Origin of the sequence: Loigolactobacillus zhaoyuanensis (genome assembly GCF_003946385.1) — a bacterium.
Classification (GTDB): domain Bacteria; phylum Bacillota; class Bacilli; order Lactobacillales; family Lactobacillaceae; genus Loigolactobacillus; species Loigolactobacillus zhaoyuanensis.
Window position 1 is genome coordinate 15467 of record NZ_RHOE01000011.1, and the last position, 17229, is coordinate 32695.

General features: G+C 45.3%; 17 protein-coding genes. 7 read left to right on the plus strand and 10 right to left on the minus strand.

Annotation, left to right across the window (positions count from 1 at the left end; all coding sequences use genetic code 11):
* Positions 1–61 precede the first annotated feature (61 nt).
* The 4 genes from EKM76_RS03900 to EKM76_RS03915 form a co-directional block, all read right to left on the minus strand.
* Positions 62–1243, minus strand: a complete 1182-nt coding sequence (locus EKM76_RS03900) for a nitrate/nitrite transporter (RefSeq protein WP_125549388.1) — start codon at positions 1241–1243, stop codon at positions 62–64.
* A 5-nt stretch (positions 1244–1248) separates the two neighbouring features.
* Positions 1249–2244 (minus strand): GTP 3',8-cyclase MoaA, encoded by a 996-nt coding sequence (gene moaA / locus EKM76_RS03905; RefSeq protein WP_125549389.1) that lies wholly within the window; start codon positions 2242–2244, stop codon positions 1249–1251.
* A 77-nt stretch (positions 2245–2321) separates the two neighbouring features.
* A complete protein-coding gene (locus tag EKM76_RS03910; protein WP_125549390.1) occupies positions 2322–2567 on the minus strand; it encodes a MoaD/ThiS family protein in 246 nt (81 codons plus the stop codon).
* Positions 2560–2973 (minus strand): molybdenum cofactor biosynthesis protein MoaE, encoded by a 414-nt coding sequence (locus EKM76_RS03915; RefSeq protein WP_125549428.1) that lies wholly within the window; start codon positions 2971–2973, stop codon positions 2560–2562. The genes EKM76_RS03910 and EKM76_RS03915 overlap by 8 nt, the downstream gene beginning before the upstream one ends.
* A 226-nt stretch (positions 2974–3199) precedes the next feature.
* On the opposite strand from EKM76_RS03915, the gene EKM76_RS03920 reads away from it, so the two are divergent.
* From EKM76_RS03920 to EKM76_RS03930, 3 genes are all read left to right on the plus strand, one after another.
* Positions 3200–4168 (plus strand): FecCD family ABC transporter permease, encoded by a 969-nt coding sequence (locus EKM76_RS03920; protein ID WP_125549391.1) that lies wholly within the window; start codon positions 3200–3202, stop codon positions 4166–4168.
* Positions 4165–4971, plus strand: coding sequence for an ABC transporter ATP-binding protein (locus tag EKM76_RS03925; protein WP_125549392.1), 807 nt, complete (start codon positions 4165–4167; stop codon positions 4969–4971). Before EKM76_RS03920 ends, EKM76_RS03925 begins: the two co-directional genes overlap by 4 nt.
* 69 nt (positions 4972–5040) lie before the next feature.
* Complete coding sequence (locus tag EKM76_RS03930; protein WP_125549393.1) at positions 5041–6081, plus strand: ABC transporter substrate-binding protein; 1041 nt, start codon at positions 5041–5043, stop codon at positions 6079–6081.
* A 47-nt stretch (positions 6082–6128) separates the two neighbouring features.
* Here the strand turns inward: EKM76_RS03930 and EKM76_RS03935 are convergent, their stop codons facing one another.
* The 5 genes from EKM76_RS03935 to ppdK form a co-directional block, all read right to left on the minus strand.
* The gene (locus tag EKM76_RS03935; RefSeq protein ID WP_125549394.1) at positions 6129–6734 is read right to left on the minus strand and encodes an SGNH/GDSL hydrolase family protein; all 606 of its coding nucleotides are present in this window, start codon (positions 6732–6734) and stop codon (positions 6129–6131) included.
* A gap of 60 nt (positions 6735–6794) precedes the next feature.
* On the minus strand, positions 6795–7730 hold the full coding sequence (locus EKM76_RS03940; protein WP_125549395.1) for a Dyp-type peroxidase: 936 nt from the start codon (positions 7728–7730) through the stop codon (positions 6795–6797).
* 135 nt (positions 7731–7865) lie between these two features.
* Positions 7866–8648, minus strand: coding sequence for a pyruvate, water dikinase regulatory protein (locus EKM76_RS03945; RefSeq protein ID WP_125549396.1), 783 nt, complete (start codon positions 8646–8648; stop codon positions 7866–7868).
* Positions 8649–8778: 130 nt separating this feature from the next.
* Positions 8779–9411 carry a helix-turn-helix transcriptional regulator gene (locus EKM76_RS03950; protein WP_225417868.1) on the minus strand — a complete coding sequence of 211 codons (633 nt, stop codon included), beginning with the start codon at positions 9409–9411 and terminating at the stop codon, positions 8779–8781.
* A gap of 96 nt (positions 9412–9507) precedes the next feature.
* Positions 9508–12156 carry a pyruvate, phosphate dikinase gene (gene ppdK / locus EKM76_RS03955; RefSeq protein WP_125549398.1) on the minus strand — a complete coding sequence of 883 codons (2649 nt, stop codon included), beginning with the start codon at positions 12154–12156 and terminating at the stop codon, positions 9508–9510.
* 213 nt (positions 12157–12369) lie between these two features.
* On the opposite strand from ppdK, the gene greA reads away from it, so the two are divergent.
* The 4 genes from greA (at position 12370) to EKM76_RS03975 (ending at position 16329) form a co-directional block, all read left to right on the plus strand.
* A complete protein-coding gene (gene greA, locus EKM76_RS03960; protein ID WP_125549399.1) occupies positions 12370–12834 on the plus strand; it encodes a transcription elongation factor GreA in 465 nt (154 codons plus the stop codon).
* A 533-nt stretch (positions 12835–13367) separates the two neighbouring features.
* Entirely contained in the window at positions 13368–15266 is a 1899-nt protein-coding gene (locus tag EKM76_RS03965) for a heavy metal translocating P-type ATPase (RefSeq protein ID WP_125549400.1), read from the plus strand.
* A gap of 215 nt (positions 15267–15481) precedes the next feature.
* On the plus strand, positions 15482–15709 hold the full coding sequence (locus EKM76_RS03970; RefSeq protein WP_125549401.1) for a heavy-metal-associated domain-containing protein: 228 nt from the start codon (positions 15482–15484) through the stop codon (positions 15707–15709).
* A 62-nt stretch (positions 15710–15771) separates the two neighbouring features.
* On the plus strand, positions 15772–16329 hold the full coding sequence (locus EKM76_RS03975; protein ID WP_125549402.1) for a ferritin-like domain-containing protein: 558 nt from the start codon (positions 15772–15774) through the stop codon (positions 16327–16329).
* A 63-nt stretch (positions 16330–16392) separates the two neighbouring features.
* Here the strand turns inward: EKM76_RS03975 and EKM76_RS03980 are convergent, their stop codons facing one another.
* On the minus strand, positions 16393–17169 hold the full coding sequence (locus EKM76_RS03980) for a Cof-type HAD-IIB family hydrolase (RefSeq protein WP_125549403.1): 777 nt from the start codon (positions 17167–17169) through the stop codon (positions 16393–16395).
* Positions 17170–17229 lie beyond the last annotated feature (60 nt).

Below are 17229 nucleotides of genomic sequence, written 5' to 3' on the forward strand. Positions count from 1 at the left end.
ACGTTACCAACAACGAAAAGTGCTTATCTTGATGTAAAGTTCAGCTCGCGCAGGAACTTATCTATTGAACAATATGTGAGCCACCGCGAATAAATTCACGCCACAGGATATACCAACAAATAACCGCGAAAACGGCCAAAAGCCAGAAGCCCCAAGTGTAGCTACCAGTCATTTGTTTTAAGCTACCCAACAGAATTGGTGGGAAGAAACCGCCAAGTCCGCCGATGGCACCAACAAAACCAGTAACAGCGCCGGTATTGCCTTTAGAAACGTAGGGTACCATTTTGAAAATGATCCCGTTACCTAAACCAGCGATCACACCGATCAGTACCAAACCAATAACAAACGGTGACATCCCGCTTAAGGTCAGGCCCATTTCGATTGCAAAAATACCGATGCCGATCAAAACCCACTGCAATAATTGCATTGGCCGTAAATGATCAGACAAAACACCACCAACTGGGCGTACAACGGTACACAAGGCACCAAATGCAGCGGCCCACATCCCAGCGTTAACTGGATTCATATGGAATAAACCATCCAACAAGGTTGGGGTTAAGTTACTAAACGACATGAAAAGCCCAAATGTTAACGCGTAGAACAAGGATAAGTACCAGGTATTAGGATCTTTTGCCACCGCCAAAGAATCCTTCAGCGATTTCGTCTTATCGACTGGCATTTCCTTACATAACACAATGAACAACACAATCAGCACTAGTAAAACGCCGATCAGGACATTGTATACCATTGAGAAATCCCATTTAGCAGCGATCCGTGGTAAAGTCAGTGCGGCAATTGCGTTACCGATATTACCAAGACTGGCAACACCCAAGACTAAGCCTTGCCGTTCTGGTGGAAACCAGACGGACACGTAGGAGATCCCAACGGCAAACGAAGTCCCGCTCATGCCTAATAATAAAGCGACAAATAATAGCATGCCAAACGAATGCACCCGTGGTACTAGAAATAGCGGAATCAAGACAAAGATCATCAAGGCAATGTAAACTTTTTTACCGCCGTAACGATCACTTAAGATACCGACAGGAATGCGCATGATCGAACCTAAGAGCACAGGTGTCGCTAACAATAATGTCCGTTGTGACACGGATAACCCAAAGGTCTCTGTGATCTGTGCTGCTAATGGTGCAAAGCTTGACCAGGCCATGAAACAGCCAGCCATCGCTAGCGTCCCCATGACCAAAGCGATCACGGCGCTAGATTTGGAACTTGCTTCTTTCTGCATAGCTTTTAACCTCCAATTTGACTCATGTGACGCCATGTTGGGGCCTTGTTGACAACCTTATCAGCGTCCGCCATTGCCATTTCGTGGTTTAGCGGTTTGCTATCCAATACTTTCTGGATCAAACGCTGAAATTCCTCCTTATCCGGAATAGCTTGGCGAATATTGATTTCTTCGTCCCAGTATAGGCAAGCTTTTAAATAACCATCCGGCGTGATCCGCAGCCGATTGCAGGTCTCGCAAAATTTATTACTAATAGGGTGAATCAAACCAAAACTCCCTACAGCGTCCTTAATTTTGAAGTTCTCTGACGGACCGTTACCCGTCAAGTCAATTGGATCATAAGCCAACCCATTTTCAGCACAAACATCGAACACGCTCTTTAAGCCAACGTATTCCTTTTGCCACGTCTTTAATGGGTTGCCAATTGGCATGAACTCGATGAAACGAATATTAACGTTATGCGTGCGGGTATAATTCAAAAAATCGAGGATCTCGTCATCATTTTGGCCTTTAATAACGACCACATTTAACTTGATCATGAAACCGAGGTCACTGGCAATTTGAATCCCTTTCAGCACTTGCTTAATGTTACCACCGCGGGTGATTTTTTTGTAGCGTTCCGCATCGAAGGTATCCAAACTAATGTTAAGCCGCTGCAAACCAGCCTCCTTCAAGGCTGCTGCTTTGCGCGGTAAATACAAACCATTAGTGGTGGCGGAAATATCGTCGATCCCAGGAATCTCGTGCACACGCTGCACAATTTCAGCCACATCACTACGCAACAGTGGTTCGCCACCAGTAAAGCGGACTTTAGAAACGCCCATTTCAGCAAAATTTTCCACCATTTGGACGATCTCATCCTGCGACAAAACACGTTCACTTGGGAAAAAAGGTAAACCTTCCTTAGGCATACAATAAACGCAACGTAGCGGACAGCGATCAGTAATCGAGATCCGAACATAATTATGCAAGCGATCATAGCGATCGTATAATTGTTTCATGAAAAAGCCTCCTAAATCAGTTGACGTACTCACGCGTGTTTAAACCAATGCTTTTCAAACACGTTCCGACATTTATGTTAACCACCACTTACCGGTGGAATTAGAGCGATCTCAGTAACTTCGCTAGGGGCAAACTGCTCCTCGCTGACAAACGTTTGGTTGATTGCAACTAGACAGTCGGCTAAAACACTGGCAGTTTGCGGATATTGCGCCCGCAATGCTGTCTTAACTGCGGCGGCCGTAATTGGTGCGGTAAGCGTCAATTGAACTTCGCTATGGCCAATTTGTTCAGCTAAAATAGCGAATAGCTTAACGTTAAACATCATTCAAGCCTCCCCAACGAATCTTGTCGGTGTCAAATTCTTTCTTCCAAATCGGCACTTGTTTTTTGACCGTATCGATCAGGTATTCACACCACTTAAAGGCTTCACCACGGTGTGCGGCAGCAACGCCTACAAAAACGGCCTCGTCGGTTAGCTCAAGCTGGCCGACGCGATGAACGATCACCACGTTGGCCCCTTTTGCTTCAATTGCGACAGCTAACTTAGTCATTTCTTTCAGCGCCATTTCGGTGTACGCCGTATATTCAAGTGACTGGGTTTCGATTTCATCAGTCCATTGACGAACGGTTCCCACAAAGGTAACGATTCCGCCAAATTCTGGCGCTTTTAGTTTTTCATACAGCGCTTGGACATCTAGTGGTTGCGCTGCGATGGCAACATAATGCACGGCGTTTACCTCACTTTTACCATTCAAACAAGAATGTGCAGATTTTATCATTTGATATTGTCAGTATGGCAGAGGTTGTGCGCGATTTAAATTAGTCAATTCCCTAATAAGCATCGAGTTTTTTAACTGTTACACTTAGTTTAAGGTAAATTTATAAGAAAAGAAGGTCAAAATTATTCAAAAAAAAGCGCTAAAAATTAATCAGCATTTATTAGGCCTGAGCATCATGCTATTAATTTTTGTCGCGCTGGCCGCATTAGGTGTTGGGCGCTACCCAGTTGCACCCAGCACTATTCTGCAATTTGTGCTGCATCCACTACATTTAGCTGCCGCAGTCGATCCAACCGATCAGCAAGTTTTACTTGAATTACGCTTGCCGCGGATCATTGCCGCCGCCATCATTGGGGCCGCGTTAGCAATTTCTGGGACTGCCTTTCAGGCTATTTTTCATAACCCACTAGTTTCGCCTGATCTGTTAGGCGTTTCTAATGGCGCTGCAGCTGGGGCCGCATTCGCAATTATTTTAGGTTATCACTCAGCGGGCATTCAAGTCAGTGCGTTTATCGGCGGCTTATTGGCAGTGAGCGCCGCCATCACGATCCAACACCTGCTCCACACTCGTGGTAGTCTGACCCTTGTTCTGGCCGGCATTATTATCAGTGGTTTTATGCAAGCAATCATTGGCCTATTGAAATACCTGGCTGATCCCGACCAGCAGCTACCGAGCATTACTTATTGGCAATTAGGCAGTCTAGAAAAAGTTACCCTCACAAATCTAGGTTTAAACTTACCTACCTTATTAATTGCTGGGATCGTCCTCTATGCTTTACGCTGGCGGCTTAATTTACTTAGCTTGAACCAATTAGAAGCCACTACCCTAGGCGCTAACCTGCGTTTAGAACAAGGTGTTGTTATTTTATGCGCCACGGTGCTGACAGCCAGCGCGGTCTGCCTCAGCGGCACGATCGGCTGGATCGGCTTAGTGATTCCCCACGCTGCCCGCCTAGTAAACGGTCAGAATAATGCTAAATCATTACCCTTAGCCGCCGTGTTCGGTGCAATTTTCTTGTTGCTACTAGATAGTCTTGCGCGAACCGTCAGCGCCGGCGAAATTCCATTAGGGATCTTAACTGGCTTTATCGGCACGCCGCTGTTTGTCTGGTTATTATTGAAGAAACGGGTGACCTTATCATGACCGAGCTAACTGCTAAAGGACTAAGTTTTGGATATGCAAAAACACCGCTATTTAGCGATATTGATTTCCAATTACATAGCGGTCAAATCCATTGCATCCTCGGTCCCAATGGCGTCGGTAAATCGACCTTATTGAATTGTTTAGCCGGTGTTTATCGGCCAACAAGTGGCGCCATCATGCTCGATGATCAACCGTTAGCCAAAGTCACCCCCGCTGCTCGGGCCCGTAAAATTGCCTACGTCCCGCAAATGAGTAGCGAACGCACGCCAGTCTCCTTTAGCTTGCGCGACTATGTTTTATTAGGCCGTGCGCCTTATCTGGGCTTGTTAGCCGCACCTAGTCAGCGTGATATTGCTCAAGCCGATAAGTTGCTACAGCGCTTTGGCTTAGCCGCACGGGCTGAAAATAGTTATTCAGCCGTTAGCGGTGGTCAGCAGCAACTGGCCAGTATTGTCCGTGCCTTGCTACAGGAACCAGCACTGATTATTTTTGATGAGCCAACTTCTGCTTTAGATGTGGCCAATCAGGTGCGCGTCTTGCAATTGATCCGCCAGTTAGCGCACGATGGTTATGGGATCGTACTAACCACGCACGATCCCAACCAAGCCCTTCTACTAAATGATCAGGTCAGTACGTTAGCCCAAGACGGCCGATGGCATAGTGGTGCCGCCGCAAATATCTTGACCAGTGAAAATCTCAGTCAAGTTTACCAGCTGCCCCTGCAAGTCATCGAACTGCCTGATAGTCATCAAAAGACTTGTATCGTTGATCAAGCCGCATTTAGGAGCCTGCAGGGTGACTAGATTTGGTTTGATCTGCTTTTTTAGTACGTTTAGTGCTACACCACTCTAAGCTAAGCAAAGGAGATCCGCATGAAAATTTGGAAAAAATACGCCGTCGTTATTGGTTTACTTTTAACAACGACGCTGGCAACGGCTGCACCGGCTCAAGCGGCCAGCACGCACAGCGTCACTGACCTCACCGGCACCGCGATCAAGCTCCCCAAAAACGTCGATCGAGTAGCCGATCTATGGCACGCCAATAATCAAGTCGTTTTATTGTTAAATGGTCAAAAAAAGTTGGTGGCAACCACTGATACAATCAAAAAAATGCCTTGGTTCACCAAAGTCTTTCCCGCCATCAAAAGCGTCACTTCCCCTTTCAGCGGCGATGATCTACAAACTGAGGAATTATTGAAGTTAAAACCTGACGTTGTCCTAACTGCTGATGCCGCCCAAGCAGAACAAGCCACTAAAGCTGGCATCCCGGCGGTGAACCTAATGTATCAAGATTTCGCTGGACTTAAGAAGTCAGTTAAAGTCACGGCGCAAGTCCTTGGTGGTACGGCGCCAAGTATCGCTAAAACTTATACTAAGGAATTAAATGGCAATATTAGTTATGTTGCTCAGCAACTCAAAAATAGCACGACCAAGCCTAAAGTCTTGCACATTGTCAATTCGCAAGATTTATTAAAAGTCGATGGTCGTGATACGATCGTTGATGAATGGATCAAGTTAAGCGGTGGCCGAAACGCCTTGACCACTAAAGGTAATATGATCGAAGTGACAGCCGAACAAGTTGTCGCCGCTAATCCTGATGTGATCATTATCGGCAGCACAACCAGTAAAGCTGCCCTGAAAACATTGCGCGCTGATTCTCGTTTTGCTAGCTTAAAAGCAGTCAAAGCCGGGCACGTTTATGGCAATCCACAAGGAACATTTGCTTGGGATCGCTATAGCGCTGAAGAATCCCTGCAAGTTTTGTGGGCGGCTAAAAAGTTGCACCCCGCACAATTCAAGCAACTTGATATGACTGAAAAGACGCAACAATTCTATCAAAAGTATTATCACTACAATTTAAGTCAAGCCGATGCCAAGCGCATCTTAGCTGGCGAGAATCCAACAGCAAAATAAAAAGCCATGCTTAAGTTAGTTTTTCCCCTAACTTAAGCATGGTTTTTTTAATGGATTTTCACAAAATCATCGATCAAATGTGCAATTGCTAATTGGCCGGCATCATTCGGATGGAGCGTATCTAAACTGTACCGTTCCGCCAAAGATGGTGTCGCAAAATTCAGCCAGCTGTGATACAAACTTAAATGTGGTACCGCATAGGCCGCCGTTACTTGTGCGATCGCCTGCTCGTAATCGGCTTGCTGAAGTCCAAACTGATTGGTGGCTGGAAAAAAATCAGTACCGATCCGCACATGGGAAATGAAATAAACAGCAGTTTGCGGATGCTCCCGCGATATACTCCGTAATAGCTGATCGAGCGCACCATAAAATGTCGTGTTCAAAGTGTCACCAAAACGCCCCAGCGGCTGGCTACGGCCAAAGTCATTGATGCCACCATAAATCGTTAGCAGATCACAATCATCTGGAATCATGCGACTGCGCGCTGCCATTGAATCAAATTCTGCGCAGACCGTTGAACCAGAAACTGCCAACAAACTTGTTTTAGCTGGTTGCCACCATTCGACAAGCCAATCCTGATACCATTTACTCACTAACTGATTACGTCGATCGGTGATACTGTCACCTAATGCGCAATAATGTTGAATCTGCACCAAACTCACCTCCAATCAAAAAAAAGGCGCTAGCACTAGGCTAACGGCTTCAATCGTTACTTACAGTTCGCCTTCACCGATCTGATCTAAAACTGTTTTTGATGGGACAAAGAACAACGCTCCAGTAATTGGCGTGCTGAAGTCCAGTAGTCGATCACTATTGGTTAGCATGCTGGTCAGCATCCGCTTAGTAATTGCCCATTCACGCGCGTAAGCAATAAAATAAGTTCCGGTGACGCCTTGGTCCGAATAAGGAACGTTCATGCGCACAATTTTATGCTCAACGCCATTTTCATTATCTTGGGAAACCACATTATGGGCATTTTTAGCTTTTTCATCATCGGCTAATTCTAAATCAGAATATTTTTTACGGCCGATCGCTTTTTCTTGCTCTTCGGTTTTTAAAGCCTTCCAAGCTTCCATATTGTGGATATATTTTTGCGCAAAAGCGTATGAACCATTGATGAATTCAGGATCTTCATCGCCGATCAGTGCATAATCTGCGCCTTCAACTTCTGCTGGATTTTCAGTGCCGTCAACGAAACCAATGATCGCGCGGCCTTCAAAATAACGGAAACCGTGCGTTTCATCAAGGACGGTCGTTGCCGCCTGAATGAAGCTGCCAAATTGATCCATCACTTCATAAGTAATTGCTTCATTATGTGCGCGGACATGAAAGAAAAGATCGCCGCCAGTTGCCGGCGCCGTATATTTCGGCCCTTCGATCGTTGTGAATTCTTCCAGTTCTTTTGGTCGTGGCGCATTGGGGAATAAGTAAGTCCACGCTGCAGCGCTTAAGCCAAAGGTTACACTTAAACGGCCTTCGGGGTACCGAATATTCATACTATTGATCACAGACTGCATATTAGTAGCTAAAGCTTGCACTGCCGCTAATTCTTGCGCCTGATCGGCACGTTTCAACAGTAATGTTTCAAAAATAATACTTTCGCCAACATCTTTATAAACTGCTTGGGCATCACGAACGTTAATTGGCATTGATGATCCTTCTTCCTGTCAATAATTATTATCTAATTAGATTGATTCTAATATGGATTATACGCAATTTTGCCTAATTTGTAAAAAAATTGTACCAAAAAAGTTGTGCCAGCCATTTTGACCAGCACAACTTTTTTAGCGATCCATAATTAGCGCGGCGGTTTCTTCCACCGAACGCTCAGTCGTGTCGATCGGCGTAATTTGTAACTGTGCAAAAATCTCCGTCGCATAAGCGAGCTCTTTTTCAATCGCAGCCACATCTGTATAGTAGTTATCCGCGCTTAATCCTAGCGCAGTCATACGCGTCTGACGGACTTTTTGCAGCCGCTGCGGACTAATGATCAAGCCGACTAACTTTTCCTTAGGCAATTGATAAACTGCTGGATCTAACGGATTATTCGGCAATAACGGAATATTAGCTACCTTCAAGCGCTGTTCCGCCAGGTAGAGACTGACCGGCGTTTTAGACGTCCGTGAAACGCCGAGGATCACTAAATCGGCCTTGGCTAACGTTTGTAATCCTTGACCATCATCATGAGCCACCGCAAAGTCCAACGCAGCGACCTTTTTGAAATAATCCGTATTGATCGTATGCAGCATCCCTGGCTGCGCCAATGGTGCCATGTTCGTTTGTGCTGTGAGCACTTGCATCAAAGGCGACATATAATCGATCAATGGCAAGTCATGCGCAGTGGTAAACTTTTGGGCTGCGGCTGCTAATTCAGGCGCAACAAAAGTAATGGCTACAACAGCTTGTTCAGCCGCCGCATCTTGCATAATTGGCGTCAACTCAGCCTCTGTGGTCACAAACGAATAGGTTCGAATCACTGGCTTAAGTTGCGGATATTGTAATAAAGTCGCCTGCACAATACGCTGAGCTGTTTCCCCAACTGCATCCGAAATAATATAAATAATCACGACGTCACTTCCTACTTCATAAATATGGTTGCTCATTGGCCCCAGCCATTAATAAACGTAGCTGATACAACGCTTGGTCAGGTGTATAAACACAAGCCCATTTCAACATTCAGCGACACTTTCAAGACACTTAGATTCGCTCTTGTTCGATGGCTAGGCCCTGTTCAACAAAATACGCCATCAATCGTGTTTTAGTGATTTTTCCAACCACTTTTTGCGTGTCTGCGGCTAACACCGGTAATGAATCGACCTGGTGCTCCTTTAATAAATAGCCGGCATCTAAAATGCGCACGTTAGGCGTGGTGGTCACAACATTTGGCATCCGGGTCATGATCAATGACGCATAATTTTGCTGCAAATCACCGCCGCTGACCGTGCTACGCAATAAGTCCTTACGCGAGATCACGCCTAGCAATTGTTGTTGCTCATCAGCCACATACAGCGACCCAACATCATTCATGAACAAACTCGTAATGGCGTCTTGCACTGTAGTTGTTGGCTTGATCAGCACTGGCGCTAACATGATTGTCGCGACTGGTGCGGCGTACAACACTTCAAACGATAAATTAGTCACATGCTGACCAGCGTAGAAATAGCCAACTTTGGGTTTCGCATCCAGCATGCCAGTCATGGTTAAAATCGACAGATCATTACGTAAAGTCGGCCGCGTTAAATTTAAGTGAGCTGCAATATTAGCCCCACTGATTGGTTGTTCGCGTTTAACGATCGCAATAATTTCTCGTTGTCGCTTAGTAAATTCCACGGCCAGCGCCATCCTTCACATTAATAATTAGCGTGCGGTTTAACCAACATACACGAGTCAGTTTATTCCACAGACACTGCTTAGTATAGCTGATTTTTATGATGGTTGCACGGCGACTTTACTAGCTTGGTAATCACGTTTTATCGCCGCTTGGGCGCAAGCCAATATAGCGCTAGGCACACGGAATGGCGAAACCGAAACATAATCGATGCCGATTTCAGCAAAATACTGAATTGAAGCAGGATCACCACCTAATTCGCCGCAGACACCGATCGGCAACGAACGCCGCTGGTAACGGCCCTTATCGACAGCCATTTTCATCAACTTACCAACACCTTCAACATCCAGTGTCTTAAACGGATCCTCTTTTAAAATACCTTGTTCTAAATAAGTCGGTAAGAAACTACCGATATCATCGCGTGAGTAGCCGAAGGTCAACTGGGTCAAATCATTAGTCCCAAAGCTAAAGAAATCAGCTTCAGTCGCTAATTCATCGGCAACCATGCATGCCCGTGGCATTTCCACCATGATCCCAATTTGATAATGTAATGACGTCCGTGCATGCGCCAACAAATCATTTATTTTAGCCACTAAACGTGCTTTTACCCATTGTAATTCTGGTAACGTATCGATCAGTGGTAACATAATATGCGGTTTAACCGGCACACCAGCCTGCTTCAAACGCAGAGCTGCATTGATGATCGCCGTCACCTGCATTTCGTAAATATCAGGGTAAGTGACTGCCAGCCGGCTTCCACGATGGCCGAGCATTGGGTTAGCTTCATGCAACACCGCGACCCGCTTTTCCAGCGCGCTAACTGACATATTAAGCGCGCTAGCCACTTGTGCAAGTTCTTTAGCATCGTGGGGCAAAAATTCATTTAACGGTGGATCCAGTAAACGAATCGTTACTGTTTTACCCTGCGCCAAGCTGTAAAGCTGGTAAAAGTCTTCTGTTTGTAATTCTTCTAATTCAGCTAATGGGGCAACTCGGTCCGATACCGTCCCGGCAATGATCAGGCGGCGCATTTTCAATAGCCGGTCCGCCTTAAAAAACATGTGCTCCGTCCGCGTCAAGCCGATTCCGTTAGCGCCAAAATCCAGCGCTTGAGCAAAGTCGCTTGGTGTGTCAGCGTTAGCGTAAACGTCCATTTGACCAACGGCTTGGGCCCAGCTCAATATGGTTTGTAAATTTTCATCTTGTGTTGCTTGCGTTGCTTCTAACAGACCTTGATAGATTTGTCCTGAAGCGCCGTCGACTGATAATTCACTGCCTTCAGGAAAAACGGTGCCGTTAATGGTAACTTGCTGTTTTTCTTGATCAACAACTAAATGGGCACAACCAACAACACCACATTTGCCCATCCCCCGTGCGACCACTGCGGCGTGGGAAGTCATACCGCCACGTGAAGTGACGATGGCTTCACTCACCACCATACCCGCAATATCTTCGGGTGAGGTATCTTGTCGGACCAAAATAACTTTTTCGCCGGCTTCATGGGCTGCTTTTGCGCTAGCCGCAGTGAAATAAATCTTACCACTAGCCGCACCAGGACTAGCTGGTAAGCCTTTCGTGAGTGGTGTCTGCGCTGCTAAAGTTGCTGCCGCAAATTCTGGGTGCAATAAATTACTGATCTGTTCAGGATCGACGCGCAATAAAGCGGCGTTGCGTTCGATCAAGCCTTCATTAACTTGATCGACTGCGATCTTAACTGCGGCCTTAGCGGTACGCTTACCACTACGCGTTTGTAAGAAATAAAGCTTGCCGTGCTCTAAAGTAAATTCTACATCTTGCATATCATGGTAATGCTGTTCCAACTTAGCGACAGCAGTCAAAAACTGTTGGTAGGCCTGTGGTGACATTGCTTCCATCGCTGACAATCCTTGCGGCGTCCGCACACCGGAAACCACATCTTCACCTTGGGCGTTCTGCAAAAATTCACCAAAGACTTTCTTTTCACCAGTTACTGGATCACGGGTGAAGGCCACACCAGTCCCACTATCAGCGCCACTATTGCCGAAAACCATCGCCTGGACGTTGACTGCCGTGCCGATGTTGCCGTCAATATGATGCAACTGACGATAAACTTTTGCCCGCGAATTCTGCCATGAGGTAAAGACTGCCGCTACCGCTAAGCTCAGTTGTTCTTCCGGCGCTTGTGGAAAGGCGCCATGTTCAGATTCTAAATATAATTCTTGAAAACGACCAACGATCGCTTTTAAGTCGGCCGCAGTTAAGTCCAAATCGGTGCGGTAACCATTGCGGCGTTTAAAATCTGCTAATACGCTTTCAAAATTTTGCTCAGGCATTCCATAAACCACGTTACCAAACATTTGCAACAGCCGCCGGTAACAATCCCAGGCGAAACGTTCATTGTGCGTTTGCTCAGCTAATCCGATCACTGTTTGATCATTTAAGCCTAGATTTAAAATAGTATCCATCATCCCAGGCATTGAAATGGCTGCCCCACTACGAACAGAGACCAATAACGGCGTCTGGACCGAATTAAATTTTTTATCTGTGATTGCTTCTAAACGTTCTAATGATTGAACAATTTCCGCCTGTAATGCAGTCGGCAATTGATTTTGATTTTTCTCGTATTCGTGACATGCAACTGTCGAAATCGTAAATCCTTGCGGTACTGGTAAGCCTAAATGCGTCATTTCAGCTAAATTGGCCCCTTTACTGCCAAGCAATGAACGCATATCCCGCCGACCTTCGTTGAAGAAATAAATTTGTTGCATACTGATAGCCACCTTTTTTATTTATTAGTACGTCATTAAATATATATGACATACTAATAAAATGCAAGCCTTTTCTTAAATTGTTAAGGTGCCGTTTATCATTTATACTTGGACAAGCTTCTAAAACTAAGCTAGTATAAATGTGCAAAAAAGCGTTCATTCTATATACCTACATTTTTGTGCACACGAAAAAATCGGAGGTCGATTCAATTTATGCAACCTTACTTCAATAAAATGACGCAAAATGGTTACGACCAGATCAGCACCGAAATCGAGCAACTGCAACAAGAAAAACCGCAGCGGATCAAAGTCTTACAGGCCGCCCGCGCATTAGGCGATTTATCAGAAAATGCCGAGTATAGTTCGGCCAAACGCGACTTGCGCCACTTAGAAAGTCGCTTGCGCTATTTGAACAAACAACTCCAATACGCACAAATAATAACGCCCAAAACCGATGGCAGCGTGGATATCGGCAATACAGTAACACTGGAATTTCTCGATGATCACGAACAAGTCACCTATCAGCTTGTCGGCAAGGAAGAAGTCGACGTCGGTGCCGGTAAAATTTCTACCGCTTCACCTTTAGGCCAAGCGATCCGCGGTCAACGTACGCCGGCAGTGATCACCGTCACTGCGCCAGCAGCCACCTACCAAGTTAAACTTTTACAAGTTAAATAGAACTTGGCAGCATTGATCTCAGATCAACTGCGAGTTAGAAATTCAAATTCAATCATAAAAAAGTTATGCCGCTAAATCAGCGTGCTCAAACGTATATATAAAGGAACAAATAAGGTTAAAGGCTGTTCTGTCGGTGTTTATATGCGCATATAATCTACTTAAAACTACAAGTCTCTAACAACTGCCGGTTAATCCTAATTGAACCAGCTAAGACGATTAACCTAACTAATTAAATAGTGTTCTAAAACTGCCAAGGTGAAATGGAGGCGCCGGAATGGCACCAAATTAACTCTGCCTACGAGTTAATCCAGCCAAAGTTCAGAAAGAACCAAAAGATCATCAAAAACTTTTTTGATAAACTTGTTAAAACTTGACCTTTGTCAATTCGCACACTTAGCTTAGCGCTTATAGTTAAGTCATCAAGTTGAGTGATATGGAACAAGAGCTGATTCGACTCACTGCTACAGTACGGAAGGAGCCGCGCGTCACTTTAGTAAAATACACTCAACCACATCGAAAAGGAGTGCGGAAAAATGAAATTTCAAAATTGGATCCAGACACACAACAATCAAATCACGTTACTAACCGCTATTTTAATCGTCCTCGGCTATGCAGGTAAATTCGCCGGTAGCTTGCTAACTTACAACATTGTGTTGGCGTTAGCATCGATCATTGCCGCGATCCCGATCATGCTTCACGCCTTTCAAGCCTTACGCGTTAAGGTGATCAGTATTGAGTTGTTAGTCAGCATCGCCGTTATCGGGGCGTTCATTATTGGTGAATATAATGAATCAGCGATCGTCACTTTCTTGTTCTTATTCGGGAGTTATTTAGAAGAACGGACCTTATCCAAAACACGTCAGTCGATCAAGTCCCTAACCGAAATGGCGCCAACAACGGCCACTTTGGTCCATGATGACGACACTACAGAAGAAGTCGATGTTGATGACGTTGAAGAAGACGATATCGTCCTAGTTAAAACTGGTGCGGCGATCCCCGTTGACGGTGTGATCGTTGACGGTCATGGTTATACCGACGAGTCAGCAGTCACTGGTGAATCACGTGAGATCACCAAACAAGTTGACGATGATGTTTTCTCAGGCACTATGCTTAGTGATGGCTATTTGAAAGTTCGCGCCACTAAAGTCGGTGACGATACGACTTTCGCCAAGATCATTGAATTAGTTGAAGATGCGCAGGACACCAAGTCTCACGCGGAAAAATTTATCGATCGTTTCGCCCAATATTACACGCCAGCCGTTTTGATCATCGCGCTATTGGTCTTCATTTTCTCCCGTGATTTCAAACTGGCGATCACGGTCTTAGTGCTCGGTTGCCCTGGTGCCTTGGTTATCGGCGCCCCTGTTTCTAACGTGGCCGGCATCGGTAACGGCGCCAAACGTGGTATCTTGATCAAAGGCGGCGACGCCATGGATACTTTCGCCAAAGTTGATACCTTCGTCTTCGACAAAACCGGCACTCTGACTAAAGGTAATACCTCCGTTGCTAAAGTCAACAGCTATGAGCTACCACTAGAACAAGCTTTTGCTTTAACTGCGAAAATCGAAAGTTTATCCGATCATCCTTTAGGCCGCGCTGTGGTTAATTACGCTGAACAAAAAGATTACAGTTATCAAGCACTAAACATTACCGCCAATCAAACCATTAAAGGGCAAGGCTTGTCGGCTACCATCGACGGTCATGCGGTTTTAGCCGGTAATCATAAGTTGCTTGCCACTAACGGTGTTCATTTAAGCGCCAGCCAACAAGAAGACTTAGCCAACTTGAAAACGACTGGCAGCTCGATCGTCCTAGTCGCCGTTGACAGTAAATTAGTCTTGATGCTGGGTATCGCCGATATCATTCGGCCTGAAGTCGCCGCTGAATTACAGCAGTTACGGGAAAAAGGCGCTAAGCATCTGGTTATGCTGACTGGTGACAACCAAGCTACCGCTGATTACGTCGCTAAAGAAGTCGGCATCGACGAAGTTCACGCCGAATTAATGCCCGAGCAAAAAGTTGAATTCGTTAAACAGTTCCAGCAAGATGGCCGCATCGTAGCCTTTGTTGGTGATGGTATCAACGATAGCCCATCTCTAGCTACAGCTGACATTGGTATCGCCATGGGTAGCGGCACCGACGTCGCCATTGAAACTTCCGACGTAGTCTTGATGCAATCCAGCTTTCACGCTTTAGTCCATGCTTACGGCCTAGCCAAGAAAACCGTACTCAATACTAAAGAAAACATCGCCATCGCCATTGGTGTCGTAGCTTTCTTACTGATCGGTTTAGTCGCCGGCTTTATCTACATGGCCAGTGGGATGTTCGTCCACGAAGCCAGCATTCTAGTCGTGATCTTCAACGCAATGCGCTTGATCAACTACGGCCATGAAAAAGCCGAGCCAGCTGCGGAATTAAGGACTGCTAAATAAGCTAAATAAACCATTTAAAATAACACTGACCAACTAATTTAATTCAGTAAAACTTGACCGATATCAATTTCCAACTGCCACCACGGCGGTATACTATAGTCATCAAGTAAGGATAAACAAAGCGGCCCGCCCGACTTGCCAGCTTAACTGGCGGAGCAAAGAAAGCTAGCCCGCTTGAAAATCCAACTATTAATTCAAAAGGAGTTGCATTCGATATGACAAAAAAAGCAGTATTACAATTAGGCGCACTAACTTGCCCATCATGCATGCAGAAAATCGAAAATGCCGTTAAAAACCACAACGGTGTTGAAAATGTTAAAGTTCTATTCAACGCCGCAAAAGTTAAAGCCGACTTCAACGACGAAGAAACTAGTGCCGAAGATTTAGCCGACGTAGTGACCAAATTAGGTTACACGGTTGAGAAAATCAAAGTTAAAGCTTAAATAATAAATAGCAGATAATGTTGAATTTAGAACACATTTGGAAATCATTGGAGGAACAAAACATGAGCGAAGAAGCAATCGAAGCACGTTATCAAGCCGAAGTAAAACAAGCAGACACCGATCACCACACACCAACTGCCGGCGCCATGACTGGTCATATTTTGGCCAATCTTCAGGTCAACAATGTTAAATTACACCAGGCAAGTTGGTTCCTTGATGGTTTTGCTGCTGAAGCACTCCAACCACTTTACACCGAATTGATCAGTGCTGGTCGCAAGAACTTCGACGCTTTAGCCAAAGTCTTGCTCGACGAAAATGAATTACCACCCTCAACTTCAGCTGAATACGGCAGCTACGCTATGTTAGAGGAAGATGGTCGTAATAAATATCGCGGCAACACCGAATTAGTCGATATCACAGCTCATGACTACGCAACACAGAATATGTTCATCGATCGCGCCATCGCATTAGCCGATAAAGAAAATCGTCCGGCAATGGCTGCCTTTCTGACTGATCTCCGTGGACAAAACAACCAAGCTATTCGCCGCCTACAAGCTGTTCTAGGCAAAACGGCTTGGGAAGGTTTAGTCGAAGAAGACGATGATGATGACGAAGACTAGCATGTAGCCTTAATAGTAATTAAAAAAGTTTAACTGGCACATGCCAGTTAAACTTTTTTTGCGTTAAATTAAATTATAATGCTGCAAGCCCTTAACGATACCGTTATCCATATTACTAGCCGTGACCCAAGCCGCTTTAGCTTTCATTTCAGGGACCGCGTTACCCATGGCGATCGGCGTTTTGACCACCTCGAACATCGGTAGATCATTGTAGAAGTCGCCGAAACCATATGTGGGTAAAGCTTCTAGATCCATGTGGTTCAACAAATACTCGATCCCTGAACGCTTCGACACGCCTGCTTTGACCACATCTAGACCGCGCATATTATTGCGATAAAAACTAAATGTACCTTTGTAGCGCTCGCGATAAACATCATCTTGCTTATCCGTTTCCTGACTAAAGACAAACAACATGTTGACCTTAGTCGTCAGATAAGCTTCCGGCGCGACTGTCACCCGCTCCTGTAACTCTTGGTAGTTTGCGCGCACCAATTTATTTTCATGACTGACCACAAATCCATTAGAATTATAGTAAGAAACGGCTAAATCATTTTGCTGTGCGTATTCGGTAATGGCCGTGATATCGGCTGTTTTTAAGTACTCGGTTTTCAATGCTCGGCCAGCGACTTGAATATAGCTGCCATCCGCGCAGACACAAGAATCAATTCCGGCCTGTTCTAGCGTACCCGTGATTTCAAACAGGCTGCGACCAGTGGCGATCACCGGTAATATATTGTTCGCCTTGAGTTGCGCAATCGCCTTAACACTAGCGGCAGTCACCTGCTTGTCATTATCAAATAAAGTCCCATCTAAATCGAAAAAAACGACAGCTTTATACATTCAAAAGTCCCTTCCCTTACAAAATAAAAGTGTGCTCAAAACGATACTAATACTAAATTA